This is a genomic window from Nesterenkonia suensis, assembly GCF_054782935.1.
The window spans coordinates 558,733-576,141 of sequence record NZ_BAAGRN010000001.1 but is presented as its reverse complement, the minus strand read 5'-3'; the positions used below and the strand labels follow the sequence as shown (position 1 = coordinate 576,141).

Genomic DNA, 17,409 nt, shown 5'->3' with positions numbered 1-17,409 from the left:
CGCGACTCCCCGCCGTCAACTCCACACTGTCAACACGCCCGAAACATCGCCGTACGTCGCCGACGTTCAAGACTCCTTTCAGGGTTTCCCGTCATTTCAGGCATCCGAGTCCCGCGGTCATCACCGGGAGACCCCGAGGGCGTGTCCGTCATCACATATGTCCCGCGGTAGGGCGAAACATCGCCGTCACGACGGAAGGGCCCCGGAGCGAACTCCGGGGCCCTTCGACGATGACTCAAGATGTCGCGATGTTACGGAAACCGAGGGGGAAGCGCCCCATCGGGCCCCACTCGGCCTCGGCTCAGAGAGCCGCCTCCGTACTGCTTCGGGCATAGTGGCACGCCGCCTGCTGCGTGACGCCCGGGCGCTGGATGAGTTCCGGCACCTGACTCTCACACAGGTCCGTGGCCATCCAGCACCGCGTCCGGAAGCGACAGCCCGAGGGCGGGTTCGCCGGGTTCGGCGGGTCACCCTGCAGCACGATCTGCTCCCGCTGACCACGCCGCGTGGGATCCGGGACCGGCACCGCTGAGAGCAGCGCCTGCGTATACGGGTGCGCCGGGGCCGAGTAGATCTCCTCCTCCGTGCCGAGCTCTGCCAGCCGGCCCAGATACATCACCCCGATGCGGTCCGAGATGTGCCGGACCACCGAGAGGTCATGCGCGATGAAGATGTAGGACAGCCCCAGCTCCTCCTGCAGATCCTCCAGCAGGTTCATCACCTGTGCCTGGACCGAGACGTCCAACGCGGAGACCGGCTCATCGCAGATGATGACATCCGGGTTCAGCGCCAGACCCCGCGCGATGCCGATGCGCTGGCGCTGTCCGCCGGAGAACTGATGCGGGTACCGGTTGATGTGATCCGGATTCAGACCCACCCGGTCCAGCAGCTCCTTGACCCGCGGACGGATCCCCTGGGCAGGTTTCGCTTCCGGATGCAGCCGGAAAGGCTCCCCGACGATGTCACCGACCGACATCCGCGGGTTCAACGAGGTGTAGGGGTCCTGGAAGATGATCTGGATCTTCCGCCGCAGATGCCGCAGCTCCTCCCCCCGCACTGAGAGGAAGTCTTCTCCGCCGAACCGCACCGACCCCGAATCGGGATCCTCTAGGCGCATCAGCAGCTTCGCCAGAGTGGACTTCCCGCATCCGGACTCGCCGACGATGCCCAACGTCTCGCCCCGGCGCAGCTGGAAGCTCACGCCGTCGACCGCCTTGACCGCACCGATCTTCTTCTGGAACACGATCCCCTGGGTCAGCGGGAAATGCTTGACGAGGTCCTCGACCTCGAGCACCACCTCGGCGTCGGCGAAGGGGTCGGCCGCCGGGGCGGAACCGTCGGCAGGGCTGTGGTCAGACTGACTCATCCTGAGCCTCCTCGAGGGTGTAGATCTTCTCCGCATAGTGACAGGCCGAGGTGTGGCCCGAGGTCACCTCGCGCAGCTCCGGCCGCTCGCTGCGGCACAGATCGGTGGCGAACTCGCAGCGCGGGCTGAACGGACAGCCCGGAGGCATGTCGGTCAGCATGGGCGGCAGGCCGGGAATGGCCTGCAGCCGCTCGTCCTCCCCGTCGATGCGCGGGATCGACTGCAGCAGTCCCCGGGTATAGGGGTGTGCCGGCTGCCGGTAGATCTCATAGACGTCAGAGGCCTCCATGACACGACCGGCGTACATCACCGCGATCTTGTCCGCGACATCGGCCACCACACCCAGGTCATGGGTGATCAGGATCAGGCCCATGTTCTGCTCCACCTGCAGGTCCTTCAGCAGGCGCATCACCTGCGCCTGGACCGTGACGTCCAGAGCGGTGGTCGGCTCATCGGCGATCAGCACATCCGGGTCCAGCGAGATGGCCATCGCGATCATGATGCGCTGGCGCATGCCGCCGGAGAACTGGTGCGGGAAGTCCCCCGCCCGTTCCTCCGGGGCCGGGATGCCGACCCGACGCATCATCTCGATGGCCTGCTGACGGGCCTCACGGCGCTTCAGGCCCCGATGGACCCGGAACATCTCCGCGATCTGCCAACCGACCGGCAGCACCGGGTTCAGCGAGGAGAGCGCGTCCTGGAAGATCATGGAGATGTCCATGCCGCGCAGCTTCCGCCGCCTCTCGGCAGGCATGGTCAGCAGATCCTCCCCGCGATAGCGGATCTCCCCGCCGGCGATGTGACCCGGGGGCATGTCCAGGATGCCCATGATCGTCTGGGCAGTCACCGACTTTCCCGAACCCGACTCGCCCAGGATCGCCAGGGTCTCTCCCGCGTTGAGGGTGAAGTTCAGCCCGTTGATGGCCTCGGCCACCCCGGCCTTGGTGCGGAACTCGACATGGAGGTCCCTGACCTCCAGCAGCGGGCCGTCACTGATGGCCCGGCGTCCGGCGGCGGGCTGTGTCTGTTGCGTGCTCATGCTCTCCTGCCTCACTTCTTGCCCTTGGGGTCGATCGCGTCACGGACGGCGTCGCCCAGTGTCATGAAGGCGAACACGGTCACACCGACGAAGATCAGCGGGAACAGGATCAGATGCGGGTGCGACTGCAGATACGGCTGGGCGTTCTGCAGCTGCAGGCCCCACGAGATGGAAGGCAGCTGCAGGCCCACGCCCAAATAGGTCAGCGTCGCCTCGGCTCCGACGATGATGCCGACGAACACCGTCGCGTACCCGATCACCGGGCCCAGAGAGTTCGGCAGGATGTGCCGGCGCATGATCGTCAGATGGCCGGCACCCAGCGCCCGAGCGGCCACCACATACTCCGTGTTGGCCACCGAAAGCACCGAACCACGCATCAGACGCATCATCACGGGCCAGGTGAAGCAGATCAGGATGCCGGAGACCTCGGTGACGCCCCGCTCCTCGATGGAGTTCAGGAACACCAGGGCCGCCAGGATGTAGGGCACCGCGAAGACCATGTCCGCCAGACGGGCGAGCACCGTATCCACCATGCGGCCGAAGTAGCCGGCCAGAAGCCCCATGACCACCGCGACGACGAACACCCCGATCGTGGTGATGAAGCCGATGGCGATGGAGTTCCGTGCACCGTAGATGACACGGGTGTAGTAGTCACAGCCCTGGACGTCGGTGCCGAACCAGTGCTCGGCCGAGGGCCCCTGACGGCTGCGGCTCAGCAGGCACTCCCGGGGATCCGTCGCCGTGAAGAGCTGGGGGAAGGCCGCCATGGCGAGCAGCGCTACCAGCAGCGTGGCGGCGACGAGGAACCACGGATTCTTCCGCAGTGTGCGCCAGGCGTCCGCCCAGAGGCTGGCTTCCTCCGTGTTCTTCGCGTCCTGGACCTCGCTCTGGCTCTGCTGACCGGGGTCGCGGGAGGAGTCTTGGGTATGCAGGGCAGTATCACTCATAGCGGATCCTTGGGTCGAGCAGGCCGTAGAGAAGGTCCACGACCAGGTTCACGAGGACGAAGAAGATCACGAACAGCGTGACGATGCCGACGACGACGGTGCCCTCCTGCGCCTGGATGGACTGGAACACCTGGTTACCCAGACCCGGAAGGTTGAAGATCGATTCGACGACGATGGAGCCGCCCATCATCGTGGCCAGGTCGGCGCCGAGGAAGGTCACCACCGGGATCAGTGAGTTTCGCATCGCATGGCGCCCGACCACACGTCCGCGTGTCAGCCCCTTGGCCGTGGCCGTGCGCACATAGTCGGAATGGAGGGCGTCCATGAGCTCGCCGCGCAGCAGCCGCGCCACCATGGCCGTGGAGACGGCGGCCATGGCGACCCCGGGCAGGATGAAGCTGACCAGCCCTTCTCGGGCCCCGGCGATGGGGAACCAGCCGAGATTCAGACCGAAGACGAGCTGCAGCAGGAACGCGATGGCGATCACCGGCAGCGCGACGACCAGCACGGTGGAGACCTGGACGAGGCGGTCGATGAAGCGGTCCCGGTAGATCGCGGCCAGCGCGCCGGCGATGACGCCGATGACGGCCTGAATGACCAGTGCCACCGCCGCCAGCTGGAGGGTCACCGGCAGGCGCTGCTGGATGATGTCCAGCACCGGGCGTCCCGAGAAGGTGGTCCCGAAGTCGGCGGCGGTGAAGACGCCCCAGATGTACTTGCCGTACTGGACGAGGAAGGGATCATTGAGGTTGTACTGCTCACGAAGCGTCTCCCGCACCGCGTCACTCATCGGCCGGTCGCCGGCCAGTGCACGGATCGGGTCTCCCGGCATGAGGAACACCATCGCGTAGACCAACAGGGTCGCGATGAGCAGGACCGGGATGAACTGGAGCAGACGCCGAATGATATAGCGGGTCATTGGTGTCCTTGGTGGGTGCTCTGTGTTGAATTCTCTGAGAGAGGGCTGTCAGGCGGAGGCCCGACGTCTCAGGCCGCACGGGGCCTGTGACGCCGGGCTCATCCTCGAAGGGCGGCAGGGATGAAGGATCAGTCGGTCACCGTCACATCCTCCACCCGGACGAAGCTGCGCAGGTCCATCTCCACGTCGGACACGCGGTCGCTGTGCACGATGAAGTAGTCCTGGAACCACAGCGGGATGACCGGCATGTCCTCCACCAGGATGTCCTCGGCCTGCTGGTAGATCGCATCCGCATCCTCGACATCGGCCGCGTTGGCCCGGTCGATGAGCGCGTCGAACTCCTCGGAGGCGTATCCGGAGAAGTTCGACGGCGCCCCTTCCGAGTAGAGCGGCTCCATGGCGTACTGCGGGCTCGGGTAGGCCAGCAGCCAGCCCAGGCGGTACGGGCCGGTCACTCCCTCGGACTCGTGCAGGTCCAGATACTGGGCGAAGTCCAGTGACTCGTAGGTGATGTCCTCGATGCCGAGATTCTGCCGCCACTGGTGGCCGATGGCCTCGACGTACTCCTCGTGGCCGGTGCCGGCGTCGGTGTACAGCGTCAACTCCTGCGGACCGCCGGCGGCCTCATAGAGGTCGCGGGCGGCGTCGGGGGCGAAGTCACAGTGCGCGCAGGCGTCCTCACGGCCCTGCGGCAACACCGGGGGCAGCAGAGACCGTGCCGCGGTCTGCGAGCCGTCGAAGATGCTCTCGATGATCTCCTCGCGGTCGATCGCCATCGACAGCGCGTGGCGCAGGTCCACGTCCTGGAACTCGTCCTGGTAGAGCGGAAAGCCCATGTAGACGAAGCGGGAGCTCTCGTGCTGCGACCAGTTCTGCCCGAAGTCCTCCTCGATGCCGGCGATCCGGTGCGGCGGGACCTCTCCGAGGACGTCCAGGTTCCCGGCGAGCACATCGGTGTAGGCGGTGTCGACGTCGTTGTAGATCATCCACTCGATGCGCTGCGGGGCGCCCTGGTCCTCGCCGGGCCAGTCCTCGTAGCGTTCCATGGCGATCTCGACGTCGTGGACCCACTCGCCGTCCATCTGATACCGGCCGTTGCCGACCGGGGAGCTCTGGAAGGTCTCCATGTCATCGAAGGCGACCTCCGGCATCGGGAAGAACGAGGTGTAGGTCAGCACCACGGGCAGCTGCCCGAAGGGTTCGGCCAGCTCCAGTTCGAGGGTGTGCTCGTCGAGCGCGCGCACGCCCTCCATCTGCTCGGCCTCGCCGGCGACCACCTCGTCATAGCCGAGGAACTTGTCGTGGAAGGTGGCCCCGGCCTGCGCGTTCTCCGGGTCGACGACCCAGTTGAAGGTGTCGACGAAGGTCTGCGCGGTGACGGGATCTCCGTTGTGGAAGGTGAAGTCCTCCCGCAGGTGGAACGTCCAGGTGGTCTGGTCCGCGGTCTCCCAGCTCTCCGCCACGGCCGGGACGGCCTCATAGGTCTCATAGTCGACCTGGGTGAGGCCGGTGAAGAGCTGCTCCAGGACCCGGGAGCCGCAGTTCTCCGTGTTGTTGCCGGGCATCAGGTTCTGCGGCTCGCAGTTGTAAATGCTCAGCGTCCCACCGTCACCGGTGGGCTCGCCCTCATCTCCCGCGTCGCCGCAGGCGGTCAGCAGCAGAGCTGTGCCGGCGCCGACGGCGGCGAGTCGAGCTGGTACGGGATGTGTCCTCATCTGGTGCTCACTTCCTTGCGACAGGGTGCGATCCCGGGGAGCGCGCGGCCCTCGCCCGGAGACTTCTCACTCAGTGACGGTGATGGACTCGACGCGGGGAAGCCCCCGAGGGCTGACCTCCACGTCGGTGATGCGCTCGGTGTGGACCACATGCTGCTGGTTGAACCACAGCGGGATCACCGGAAGGTCCTCGAGCAGGACGTCTTCGGCGGCGTGGTAGAGCGGCTCGGCCTCCTCGACGTCGGCCGCATTGGCCTCGGCGATGAGCGTGTCGAACTCCTCGCTGGAGTAGCCGGCGAAGTTCCTCGACGCGCCGGTGGAGTAGATCGGCTCCATCGCATACTGGGCGCTCGGCGAGGAGAGGGTCCATCCCAGGCGGAAGGGCCCGGCGGCGTTCTCCTCGGTCAGGTCGTCCAAGTATTGGGCGAAGTCCAGCGAGCGGAAAGTGATCTCCTCGATCCCCAGGTGCTGCTGCCACTGGTGGGAGACGGCCTCGATCCAGTCGTCGTGGCCGGCCCCGGAGTTGTAGTAGATCTCCAGCTCAGTGGGACCGCCGGCCGCCTCATAGAGGTCGGCGGCCGCCTCCGGGTCGTGCTCGCAGGCAGTACAGGCGTCCCCGCGACCCTCCGGGAGCACCGGGGGGACGATGGAGCGGGCCGGCTGCATGCCGCCGTCGAAGATCGTCTCCACGATCGCGTCACGGTCGATGGCCAGGGACAGGGCGCGGCGGACGTCGGGGTCCTGGAACTCGTCCTGGTACAGCGGGAAGCCGAGATAGGTGAAGGTGCCGGTCTCGAAGGCGCCCTGATTCTGGCCGAAGTCGGCCTCCATGTGCGGGATCTGCTCCGGCGGAGCCTGCTCGAGCAGATCGAGCTCACCGGCCTGGACGTCCATGTAGGCGGTGCCGACGTCCGAGTAGATCGTCCACCGGATCCGCTCGGCCTGACCCGGCACCTTGCCAGGCCAGTCCTCGTTCCGGGTCACGGCGATCTGTTCGTCATGCACCCACTCGCCGTCCATCTGGTACCGGCCGTTGCCGATCGGGGCCTGTTCGAAGGCGTCCATGTCCTCGTAGGCGGCCTCCGGGATGGGCGAGAAGCCCAGCAGGCCCACGTGGACCGGCAGCTGGCCGAAAGGCTCGGAGAGTTCGATCTCCAGCGTGTGGTCGTCCAGAGCACGCACCCCGGCCAGCTCGTCGGTCTCGCCCTCGGCGAGGTCGTCGAATCCTGCGATGATCTCGTAGAACTCGGAGTTGACCTGGGCGTTCTCCGTGTCGGCCGTCCAGGTGAAGGTGTCCACGAACGTGTGGGCGTCGATCTGCTCCCCATTGTGGAAGGTGTAGTCGTCGCGCAGGTGGAAGGTCCAGGTGACATTGTCCTCGGACTCCCACCCGGTGGCGACGCCGGGGACGGCCTCGAAGGTGTCGTAGTCGATCTCGGTCAGCCCGGTGAAGAGCTGCTCGAGAACACGGGCTCCGCAGACCTCGGAGGTGTTGCCCGGGGTGAGGCTCTGCGGCTCGCAGGTGTAGGCGCTGAACTCTCCGCCGTCCGAGACGCCGGCTTCTGAAGAGCCCTCGCCGCAGGCGCTGAGCACCAAAGCGGTGCTGATCCCGGCACCCAGCAGCAGGGAGCGGCGGGGGCCGGAGGCGGAGACAGAGCGGCGAGCGGAGACAGAGCGGAGAGAGGAGGCAAGGCAGAGAGCGGAGACTGGGCGGCCGGACATCCTGAAGTCTCCGGCGGAGAGAGTGCGGGGGCGAGTGATCGTCATCGGGCTCCTTCACCGGCAGGGCTTGTGGCCCTGGACGGTCGGGGTCAGCTGTGCCGGGCGGCGTGGTTGGGCCGCTGGCGGGCCGCATCAGCTGCGGCTGAAGAGGTGCGGACGAGGCCTGCGGTCAGGACATCGTCCCGGCAGAAGGACGCGGCCCGCCCTGGGTGTGACCGGTGCGGGCCGCGTCCTGCTGCCGTGGGAGTCGAGTCGCTCAGTCCTCGGTGACGACGAGCTGCTCGACGCGCAGGAAGGTGCGCGGGTCCATCAGGACACTGTCGCCGTCGATGCGCTCGGAGTGGACCACGCCGAAGTTCTGGAACCACAGCGGGATGACAGGCATGTCCTCCAGCAGGATGTCCTCGGCCTGCTGGTAGAGCTCGGAGGCCTCGTCCTCGTCCACGGCGGAGTTCGCCTGGCTGATGAGGTCGTCGAACTCCTCGTTGGAGTAGTCCGCGTAGTTCGAGGACTGACCGGTGGTGTAGATCGGCTCCATCGCGTACTGCGGGGACGGGTAGGACAGCACCCAGCCCAGACGGTACGGGCCGGTCACGTCCTGGTTGTCATGCAGGTCCAGGTACTGGGCGAAGTCCAGCGACTCGAACGTCACGTTCTCCACGCCCAGGTGCTGCTGCCACTGGTTGGTGATCGCCTGGACCCACTCTTCATGCCCCGCTCCGGAGTTGAAGTAGACGGTCAGGTCCTCCGGACCGCCGGCCTCCTCGTAGAGATCAGCCGCGGCCTCAGGGTCGAACTCGCAGTACTCGCAGGCGTCCTCGCGGGCCTCAGGCAGCATCGGCGGAATGATGTTCGACGCCGGAGTGAACGCGCCGTTGTGGATGGTGTCGATGATCTCCTGGCGGTCGATGGCCATGGAGAGCGCGTGGCGGACGTCGGGGTCCTGGAAGTCCTCCTGGTAGAGCGGGAAGCCCATGTAGGTGAACGAGGAGGTGTCGAAGGTGTGCTGGTTCTCGCCGAAGTCAGCGTCCATGTTGGGGCGCAGGTGCGGCGGCACCGCGTCCATGATGTCCAGGTTGCCAGCCTGGACGTCCATGTAGGCGGTGTCGATGTCGGCGTAGATCTTCCACTCGATGCGCTGCGGAACGCCCGGGTCCTCCCCGGCCCACTCCTCGAAGCGCTCCACGGCGATCTCCTCGTCGTGGATCCACTCACCGTCCATCTGGTAGCGGCCATTGCCGATCGGGGCCTGCTCGAAAGCGTCGATGTCCTCGTAGGCCTCCTCCGGCATCGGGTAGAAGCCGGTGTAGGAGAGCATGAACGGCAGCGGGGAGAACGGCTCGGTGAGTTCGAGCTCGAGGGTGTGGTCGTCCACTGCGCGGACGCCCTCCATCTCCTCAGCGTCACCTTCGACGACGTCGTCGTAGCCGACGAACTTGTCATGGAAGTTCGCGTTCTGCTGCGCGTTGTCCGGGTCGACCACCCAGTTGAAGGTGTCCACGAAGGTCTGCGCCGTGATCGGCTCGCCGTTGTGGAAGCTCCAGTCCTCCCCGAGGTGGAACGTCCAGGTGACGTTGTCCTCGGTCTCCCAGCTCTCTGCCACACCGGGGCCGGGCTCCATGGTGTCGTAGTCGACCTGGGTGAGTCCGGTGAACAGGTTCTCCAAGACCCAGGATCCGCAGACCTCGGTCGAGTTGCCCGGGACCATGAACTGCGGCTCGCAGTTGTAGACGGAGACGGTGCCGCCGTCGCCGGCGGCCTGGACGTCGCCGCCGTCGCCGTCGCCGCCGCAGGCGGTCAGCGTCAGGGCCGCGGCCGCAGAGACGGCCACCGCCCCGCGGCTGAAGGTCGTATGTGTTCGCATGGGGGATGTTCTCCTCGTGGGTGCGAGCGGAGGGCGCACAGGCCCTGCCGCGACTGCGATCCAGCGGTTCCTCCCGAAGAGGCCGCTCTGGGCTGGGGTCACGAACGCCGCGTCAGCACGCATCAGCGCCTGCTGGTGTTGCGTACGTCACCCGATGCATGGAGTCTATCAAGGAAACCTTTCACGTATGTTTCGGGGGAGCCTCGATCCTCCACGCCCGGATCACGATCCGGTCACCGGCGCCAGAGGTCCTCCGGGTTCGCCGTCCGCCCGCCGCTCCTCCGCAGCGCCTGGCCCTGGGCCACGAGCCGCTCCCGCTTGCGAGCCGCCTTCTCCGCAGCCTGCAGCTGACGTGGGGAGAGCATGATGGTCCGCTCGGCCTCGATCCCCGCCTGCAGCTGGCGGCCGCGCTCCAGCTCAGCATCGAGCTCCACTCCGAGCAGCAGGACCACGTTCATGATGTAGATCCAGAACAGGAAGATGATCACACCGGCCAGCGCCCCATAGGTCGCCTCATAGTTCGCGAAGTTCCCGATGTAGAAGCCCACTCCCATCGTGGCCAGCACCATCACCAGGATCGCCACCAGCGCACCGGGTGAGATCCAGAGCGGACCCGGCTGCCGGATGTTCGGCGTGGCGTAGTAGAGCAGGCCGATGCAGGCCGCCGCGACCAGCAGCAGCGCGGGGTAGGTCACATAGTCCCAGACCACGACCGCCGTCTCCCCCAGGCCGACCGTGCCGCCGATCGCCTCCGCCAGCGGCCCGGAGACCACCAGCATCACCGCAGAGAGGGCGACCAGCACGATCAGGCCGACGGTGACGCTGTAGAGGACCGGACGCAGCTGCAGCATTGAACGGCCCTCAGGGACCTCATAGATGCGGTTCAGCGCCCGGGAGAAGGCATTGACGTAGTTCGACGCCGTCCACATCGCCACCAGGATGCCGACCGCGAGCCCCAGCCCGGCCCCCGGCGCCGAGGTGACCACCTCGACCATAGTCTCCACCGTCTCCATGAAATCGTCCTCGGCGAGCTCGGAGAGCGTCTCCAGGATGAACTTCTGGGTGCGCTGAGCCTCCCCGACCAGGGACAGCAGCGAGACGAAGGCGATCAGCGCCGGGAACAGGGACAGCACCGCGTAGTAGGTGAGCCCGGCCGCGAGGTCGGTGCATTGGTCACGGCCGAACTCCGCGACCGTGCGCTTCAGGCTGTATCGCCAGGTCGCCCCGGTCAGCCGCCACGGTGCGCGCGGCTTCTGCGGGATCCCTTCGGCCGCGGCGACGTCCAGGCGCTGGCCGCTCTTCCACGCCAGCGGCTGGTCCGCCGCCGCGGCCACGGTTCCGGGACGCTCGGCGTCCTCATAGGTCGCCTGCTCGTCGACGACGTCTCGGTCCTCCGCCTGAGGTGACCGCGCCTGGTGAGGGCGCAGGCCGCCGTCGACGGCACGGGTCTCGGACTGCGGCTCGGTGCTCATGAGGTCACCTTAGTCGCCACGACCCTCCAGGTCAGCGGCTCCGGACGGGGATTCGCGATTCGTCCGCAGCAGAACCGCTCCGGAACGCACCCACCGGGCCCGCTCAGTCGGCGTGAGCGTCCCGGCGGGTCAGCCGCAGGTCGTCGATATGGGTGACGGCCGCGGGCAGCGAGTTGTTCAGATAGCCGGAGCGTGCGATCGCCATCGACCCCACCGCCGAGGTCAGCAGCTGGGCGACCACAGCGATCAGCGCCTTCACCAGGTTCAGCCAGGAGAAGTCCACCAGCAGGGTCCCGATGACGATCGTCGCCACCCCCAGTCCGGCTGAGGTCCCGACACCCGAGGCACGCATGTAGAGGTCTGGCAGCCGGAAGAGACTCACCGCGGAGACCAGAAGGATGAAGATCCCCAGGAAGATCAGCACCATGCCCGCCACGTGGGCGCTCAGCTCGATGATCTGCAGGTCCATCAGCGCTGCCCTCCCGATCCGAGTCGTGCCATGGAGATCGCCGCCATGAATCCCAGCAGGGTGGCGATGAGGATGATGTCGAAGAGCGCCTCGATGTCGATCCGCAGACCGATCAGCGCGATGAAGCCGATCATGGCGAAGAAGATGAGGTCCGAGGCGACCGCGCGGTCCGAGGTGCGCGGACCCAGGAAGCCACGCACTCCGGCGATCAGCATCCCGAGGCCCAGCAGGACCAGGGCCACCTCCAAGGTGATCTCGGTGATCACAGCGGATCACCTGCCTCATCCTCGTCGACGTCGACCGGGGCCACCACCGGAGCCTGCACGGCACGGGTCAGATCGCCGACTTCGCGCCGCATCGCATGCAGCAGGCGGTCCTCCATCTCCTGGATCTCCGCCACGAAGGCCTCCCTGCTCTCCACGAACATGCCGTGCACGTAGAGGATGCCGTGCTCCTTCGACAGCGTGATGGTCAGCGTCCCCGGGGTGAGCGTGATCAGCGTGGAGATCAGCGTCCACTCGGCGTCGGTGCGGGAGGCCGCCGGGACCGCCAGGATCCCCGGCGCCATCGTCCTCCGGCTCCGTGGCCGGAGCACCTCCGCAGTGACGTGGAGGTTGGCCAGCACGAACTCCTTGAGGTACCAGAGCAGGAAGCTCAGGATGCGCAGCGGCCGGGGCCGTCGGGACAGGGTCTCCAAACTCATGCGCCGCTCACCGCCCTCACATACTCGATCGGATTCAACAGGTTCTCCGCCGCGGTGGCCGAGAGGCTCATCAGCAGCTCCGCGCCGAGCCCGAAGAACAGCGTCACCACGGCCAGCAGCGCCCCCGGGACGATGAGCTTCGGCGGGATCCTCACCGCCCGCTCCCCGGCGAGCACCTGTGTGGTGGTCGTCGTCGCCGGACCGATGGACAGCGTCGGCGTCTCCGCCTGGGCCTCCACCCTCAGGTAGCGCCTTCCGTGGGTGCGCTGCTGGTGGGTGATGGCCCGTTTCTCCAGGTTCTCCGGCTCCGAGCCCATGAACACCCCGGTCCAGATCTTCAGCATGGACAGCAGCGTGAACACCGAGACCACCACTGCGACGGCGGCGACCCAGTAGTGCGACTGCTCCAAAGTGGCCTGGATGATGGAGAACTTCGCCACGAACCCGGAGAACGGCGGCAGCCCGGCCAGCGAGAGCGCGGCCACCATGAAGGTGATCGCGATCAGCGGCTCACGCTTGAGCATCCCGCCGAGCTTGTCGATCTCTCCGGTGCCATAGGTCTCCTCGATGGCGCCGGTGGAGAGGAACAGCGAGGCCTTCACGATCATGTGGTGCAGCAGGTAGAAGATCGCCGCCGTCAGCCCCAGAGCGGTGAAGAGGCCGACCCCGATGAGGATGTAGCCGATCTGGCTGATCATGTGGAACACCAGGATCGAGCGGGTGGTCTTCTCTCCGATCGCTCCCAGGACACCGATCAGCATCGTCAGGCTGGTGATCAGCAGCGCCACCCACAGGAAGCGCTCGTCCCCGTCGAAGAGCAGGGAGTAGATGCGATAGATCGCGTAGATCGCAACCTTGGTGTGGATGCCGGAGAACAGCGCCGTCACCGCCGGCGAGGTCAGCGCATACGTGCGGGTGAGCCACCCGTGCACCGGCACGACGGCGGCCTTGATGGAGATCGCGGTCAGCACCACGCCTCCGGCGACCGCCACCGCGGGGTCCTCTGAGGCGGCCCCGTGCAGCTCCGCCAGGTTCACCGTGCCTGCGGTGGCGTAGACCAGCCCGATGCCGATCAGCAGCAGCGTGGAGGCCAACAGGTTCACCGAGACATAGATCCGCGCGCCGTGGGCACCCAGCTTCGCCCCCATCATGGCCAGCAGACCGTAGGAAGGCAGCAGCATGACCTCGATGAACACGAAGAGGTTGAACAGGTCCCCGGTCATCAGCGCACCGGCCACACCGGCCATGAGCACCAGCACGAACGGGTGGTAGAAGCGGGCCCGCGCCTCATGGGTGGCCATGGCGAAGAGCACCGAGGCGATGCCCAGGATGCTGATGATCATCAGCACCAGGGCCGACAGCGCGTCCACCACGAACGGGATGGAGACCCCGTAGTCCCAGAGGCCGACCTGATGGGCGATCACGGTGCCGTCGTGCGTGTCCACGACCAGCAGGATCGAGAAGGCGAAGAGGGCGGACAGCGTACCCAGACTGATGATGTGCCGGACGGAGGTGTTCCGGCGGAACAGCGCGCCCAGCGCACCGAGGAACAGCGGAGCTCCGACCAGAAGCGGCAGCAGAGGCCCCAGGATCTCAGTCATCGCGAGCCTCCGTCCCGGCGCCGCGACCGGCGCCGCCGTCGAGGGTGCCGTTGCCCTGCTCCTCGGTGGGCTCCGGATGGAGTTCGAGGCCCTCGAAGTCATGGACCGGGCTCAGCGGGCTGGCATGCGCCCCGCCGGTGCCGGCGCCCGCGGCGCCGGTGCACTCGACGTCGTGGCGCATCATGCCGGCGTCGTTGATGTCGCCGGTGCCGCCGGTGAGCACCATGATCGGCGACTCCTCCTCGTTCTCGGTGTCATCGTCGGTGGTCGTGGTGATCGCCAGGGTCACCATGAACATGGTGATCGAGAAGGCGATGACGATCGCGGTCAGCACGAAGGCCTGCGGCAGGGGGTCGGCCTGCTCCCCGACCTCTCCGGACCCGATGTAGGGCACCCCGCGGTAGGCCACGTTGCCGGCGGAGAACAGCATCAGGTTCGCCGCGTGGGAGGCGAGCACGAAGCCCAGCACGATGCGGACCATGCCGCGCTGCATGAAGAGGTAGACGGCGGCCGCCGTCAGGACCCCGATGGCGATGGCGATGCTCATCGGTCCCTCACCTCCTGGATGCTCGTCTCGTCCTCTCCGGCCGTGGGATCCACTTCGAAGGGCACATCACCGGGATCCACATACCGGTGGGCGGAGCCCTCGTGCTGCCCCTCCGGGGTGCCGAAGGCCTTGCGGTGGGCGCGCAGCAGCTCGGCCGGGTACCGCTGAGCCTGGCCGAGACGGTCCAATGCGACCAGCACGGCCCCGATCACGGCCAGGTAGATCCCCACGTCGAAGATCAGCGCGGTGGTGAACGCGTACTCCCCGCCCCACGGCAGCGGGATGTCCCACATGATGGGCCGCAGGTACGAGCCCTCCAGGTAGCCGACGACGCCGATGGCCGCACCGACCATGATGCCGCCGACGATGACCATCGCGTAGTCGAAGCGCAGCTTCACCGCCGAGTCCGACGGCGCCACCAGGTACCGCAGGGCGAAGAAGCCTCCGGCCACCAAGGCGGCGATGAAGCCGCCGCCGGATTCGTAGTGGCCCCGGACCAGCAGCACCAGCGACAGCAGGATGATGAACGGAGCCATCCAGTTGAACACCAGGCGCATCGCGGTCGTGTTGTCCTCGGCGTTGTAGATCGGCGTGCCGACCCACAGCCGGGAGGCCGCCGGCGCGTTGTCCGAGGTGGAGAACGCGGAGTTCAGCAGCGCCAGGATGGCGAATCCGGCCACGCCGAGTACGGTGAGCTCCCCGAAGGTGTCCAGCGCGCGGAAGTCGACCAGGATCGAGTTGACCGTGTTGGTGGCGTGCGTGGCCTCGTAGGTGTTCTCCAGGTACCACTCGGCCACCGGGGACTGTCCGCGTCGGCCGGTCAGCGCGAAGGCTGCGATGAACGCCATGAGCCCGAAGCCGATCGCCACCACGGCGGAGACCGCCGTCCGGGTCCGGGAGACCTCGTGGAAGCGCTTGGGCAGTTTGCGCAGCACCAGGACCAGCACCACCACGGTGAGGATCTCCACCAGCAGCTGCGTCATGCCGACGTCGATGGCACCGAGCAGGAAGTACCAGGCGGCCACCACGAACCCGGCGCCGCCGGCGAGCACCACCGCAGCCGTCCGGCTCTGCGTGATGACCGTGCCGAGGAGGAAGAACACCAGCAGGCCGATCAGCACCCAGTCGGTGGGCTGAGAGTGACCCGGGGTCAGCTCCCCGACGAACGGCGCGGCCATCAGTCCGGCGATGAAGATGCCCACCAGAAGGACACCGGGCGCGGTCAGGTGCACCGCGTGCACGTCCGTGCGGGTCAGGTCGCCCACACGCCGCCCGAAGGAGATCGATTCGGTGCGCATCCGCTCCACGACCTGCACCCCGGTGAACGGGAGGATCGTGCGCGGAACGAGCGAGTCCAGACGCGTGCGGGACAGCACGGCCAGCAGGCCGACCACCATGATCACCGCCGAGAGCGCGAGGTCCACCGTGAATCCGTGCCACAGGGCGAAGTGCGCGTCATAGACCTCACCGGAGGCCGCCGACGCGGCCGCACCGACCAACCCGTCGAAGACCTGGGGCGAGAAGCCGAAGACCAGGCCGGCCGCCGCCGGCAGCAGCGCCGGCAGGTAGAAGGACAGCGGAGCCTCATGGGCCGCGTCAGGCGCCATCGGCTCCTGGGGCTCATCACGACGACCGGCTCCGGTGTAGGAGGTGAAGGACCCCAGCACGATGCGGCCGCAGTAGGCGAAGGTCCCCACCGCGGCGAGCACGGCCAGCCCGGTGATCAGCCAGATCAGGCCCGCTCCGAAGTCTGCCGAGAGAAGCCCGGCGAGCAGGTGCTCCTTGGAGACGAAGCCCATCAGCGGCGGAATCCCAGCCATGGAGACGCAGGCGATCAGGGTGATCACCCCGGAGACGCGCATCGTGCGGTGCAGGCCGTTGAGCCGACGGATGTCGCGGGAATGCGCCTCATGCTCGATGATGCCCACCATCATGAACAGTGAGGACTTGAACAGCGCATGGGCGATCACGTGGATGGTCGCCGCGGCCAGCGCCGTCGGCGTGCCCACTCCGATGACCGTCACCAGGAAACCCAGCTGGCTGACCGTGGAATAGGCCATGATCTCTTTGATGTCATGGCGCTGCAGGGCGAACAGCGCCCCGATCAGCGCCGTGACGAGACCGCAGCCGATCAGCAGCGTCTGCCAGACCGCCACCCCCTGGAAGACCGGAGAGAAGCGCAGCAGCAGGTAGATGCCGGCCTTCACCATGGCCGCGGCGTGCAGGTAGGCGGAGACCGGAGCCGGGGCCACCATCGCGTCGGGCAGCCACAGGTGGAACGGGAACTGCGCGGACTTGGTGAACGCGGCGAGCACCACCAGCACCGCCACCACGGAGGTGAACAGGCCGTCCTGCTGCCAGACGCTGTGCTGCAGCGCCTCCGAGATTCGTGTGGTGCCGGTGGCGACGATGATCATCAGCACCGCGGTGAGCAGCCCGAGGCCGCCGGCCATCGTGATCAGCAGAGTGCGCTGGGCCGGAGCCGGGGCCTTGTCCCCGGAGCGGTTGATCAGGAAGAACGAGCAGAGAGTGGTGAACTCCCAGAAGACGAACAGCAGGATGAGGTCATCAGCCATGACCATGCCGCTCATCGCGAAGACGAAGAGCAGCATCCAGATGTAGTAGTCGTTCGTCCGCTTCTGCGGCGAGAAATAGCGGGCGCTGTACGCCATCACCAGCGCACCGATGAACAGCACCAGCAGCAGGAAGACCAGGCCCAGGCCGTCCAGCCGCAGAGACAGACCGACGTCGACGGTGGGGATCCAGGGAAGATGCTCTTCGAACACCTCACCTTCGACGATGGGCCGGATCCAGGGCAGCGTGGCGGCGCCGAGCCCGAGCAGCGCGACGGCGGCGAACCAGCCGGTGTCCCGGCCGAGGACGCGGTGCACCGCCGCCGAGACAGGGACCAGGATCAGTGAGAGGAACAGCAGCACCATGACCGTCATCAGCGGCCCACCGCTCGGAGCTGCCCTGCCGCGCTGTCAGCCCAGACCCTGTGGAGGGTGCCGGGGGCGCGGGAGGGAGGCGTGCAGAGGGGCAGGT

The 17,409-nt window shown here is 67.1% G+C and carries 14 protein-coding genes; all 14 read right to left on the bottom strand.

The genetic code is table 11. From position 1 onward, the window contains the following. Positions 1–301: 301 nt before the first annotated feature. The 14 genes from ACYVKI_RS02470 to ACYVKI_RS02405 all read right to left on the bottom strand — a co-directional run bounded on the left by ACYVKI_RS02470 (position 302) and on the right by ACYVKI_RS02405 (position 17,312). Positions 302–1,366 carry an ABC transporter ATP-binding protein gene (locus ACYVKI_RS02470; protein ID WP_460688758.1) on the bottom strand — a complete coding sequence of 355 codons (1,065 nt, stop codon included), beginning with the start codon at positions 1,364–1,366 and terminating at the stop codon, positions 302–304. Further along, positions 1,353–2,405: an ABC transporter ATP-binding protein gene (locus ACYVKI_RS02465; RefSeq protein ID WP_460688757.1), complete on the bottom strand. Its 1,053-nt coding sequence runs from the start codon at positions 2,403–2,405 to the stop codon at positions 1,353–1,355. The genes ACYVKI_RS02470 and ACYVKI_RS02465 overlap by 14 nt, the downstream gene beginning before the upstream one ends. Positions 2,406–2,416: 11 nt before the next feature. Then, positions 2,417–3,352, bottom strand: a complete 936-nt coding sequence (locus ACYVKI_RS02460; protein WP_460688756.1) for an ABC transporter permease — start codon at positions 3,350–3,352, stop codon at positions 2,417–2,419. Next, positions 3,345–4,271, bottom strand: a complete 927-nt coding sequence (locus tag ACYVKI_RS02455; protein WP_460688755.1) for an ABC transporter permease — start codon at positions 4,269–4,271, stop codon at positions 3,345–3,347. The genes ACYVKI_RS02460 and ACYVKI_RS02455 overlap by 8 nt, the downstream gene beginning before the upstream one ends. Before the next feature lie 128 nt (positions 4,272–4,399). After that, entirely contained in the window at positions 4,400–5,986 is a 1,587-nt protein-coding gene (locus ACYVKI_RS02450; RefSeq protein ID WP_460688754.1) for a peptide ABC transporter substrate-binding protein, read from the bottom strand. 66 nt (positions 5,987–6,052) lie between these two features. After that, positions 6,053–7,753: a peptide ABC transporter substrate-binding protein gene (locus ACYVKI_RS02445; RefSeq protein ID WP_460688753.1), complete on the bottom strand. Its 1,701-nt coding sequence runs from the start codon at positions 7,751–7,753 to the stop codon at positions 6,053–6,055. A gap of 211 nt (positions 7,754–7,964) precedes the next feature. Then, positions 7,965–9,572: a peptide ABC transporter substrate-binding protein gene (locus tag ACYVKI_RS02440; RefSeq protein WP_460688752.1), complete on the bottom strand. Its 1,608-nt coding sequence runs from the start codon at positions 9,570–9,572 to the stop codon at positions 7,965–7,967. A gap of 233 nt (positions 9,573–9,805) precedes the next feature. After that, a complete protein-coding gene (locus tag ACYVKI_RS02435; RefSeq protein WP_460688751.1) occupies positions 9,806–11,044 on the bottom strand; it encodes a YihY/virulence factor BrkB family protein in 1,239 nt (412 codons plus the stop codon). Between the two features lie 103 nt (positions 11,045–11,147). Next, the gene (locus tag ACYVKI_RS02430; protein ID WP_460688750.1) at positions 11,148–11,513 is read right to left on the bottom strand and encodes a cation:proton antiporter; all 366 of its coding nucleotides are present in this window, start codon (positions 11,511–11,513) and stop codon (positions 11,148–11,150) included. Continuing rightward, a complete protein-coding gene (locus tag ACYVKI_RS02425; protein WP_460688749.1) occupies positions 11,513–11,779 on the bottom strand; it encodes a monovalent cation/H+ antiporter complex subunit F in 267 nt (88 codons plus the stop codon). Before ACYVKI_RS02425 ends, ACYVKI_RS02430 begins: the two co-directional genes overlap by 1 nt. After that, positions 11,776–12,216: a Na+/H+ antiporter subunit E gene (locus ACYVKI_RS02420; protein WP_460688748.1), complete on the bottom strand. Its 441-nt coding sequence runs from the start codon at positions 12,214–12,216 to the stop codon at positions 11,776–11,778. Before ACYVKI_RS02420 ends, ACYVKI_RS02425 begins: the two co-directional genes overlap by 4 nt. After that, the gene (locus ACYVKI_RS02415) at positions 12,213–13,817 is read right to left on the bottom strand and encodes a monovalent cation/H+ antiporter subunit D family protein (RefSeq protein WP_460688747.1); all 1,605 of its coding nucleotides are present in this window, start codon (positions 13,815–13,817) and stop codon (positions 12,213–12,215) included. Before ACYVKI_RS02415 ends, ACYVKI_RS02420 begins: the two co-directional genes overlap by 4 nt. Continuing rightward, entirely contained in the window at positions 13,810–14,364 is a 555-nt protein-coding gene (locus ACYVKI_RS02410) for a sodium:proton antiporter (RefSeq protein ID WP_460688746.1), read from the bottom strand. Before ACYVKI_RS02410 ends, ACYVKI_RS02415 begins: the two co-directional genes overlap by 8 nt. Further along, positions 14,361–17,312 carry a DUF4040 family protein gene (locus tag ACYVKI_RS02405; protein ID WP_460688745.1) on the bottom strand — a complete coding sequence of 984 codons (2,952 nt, stop codon included), beginning with the start codon at positions 17,310–17,312 and terminating at the stop codon, positions 14,361–14,363. The genes ACYVKI_RS02410 and ACYVKI_RS02405 overlap by 4 nt, the downstream gene beginning before the upstream one ends. Positions 17,313–17,409 lie beyond the last annotated feature (97 nt).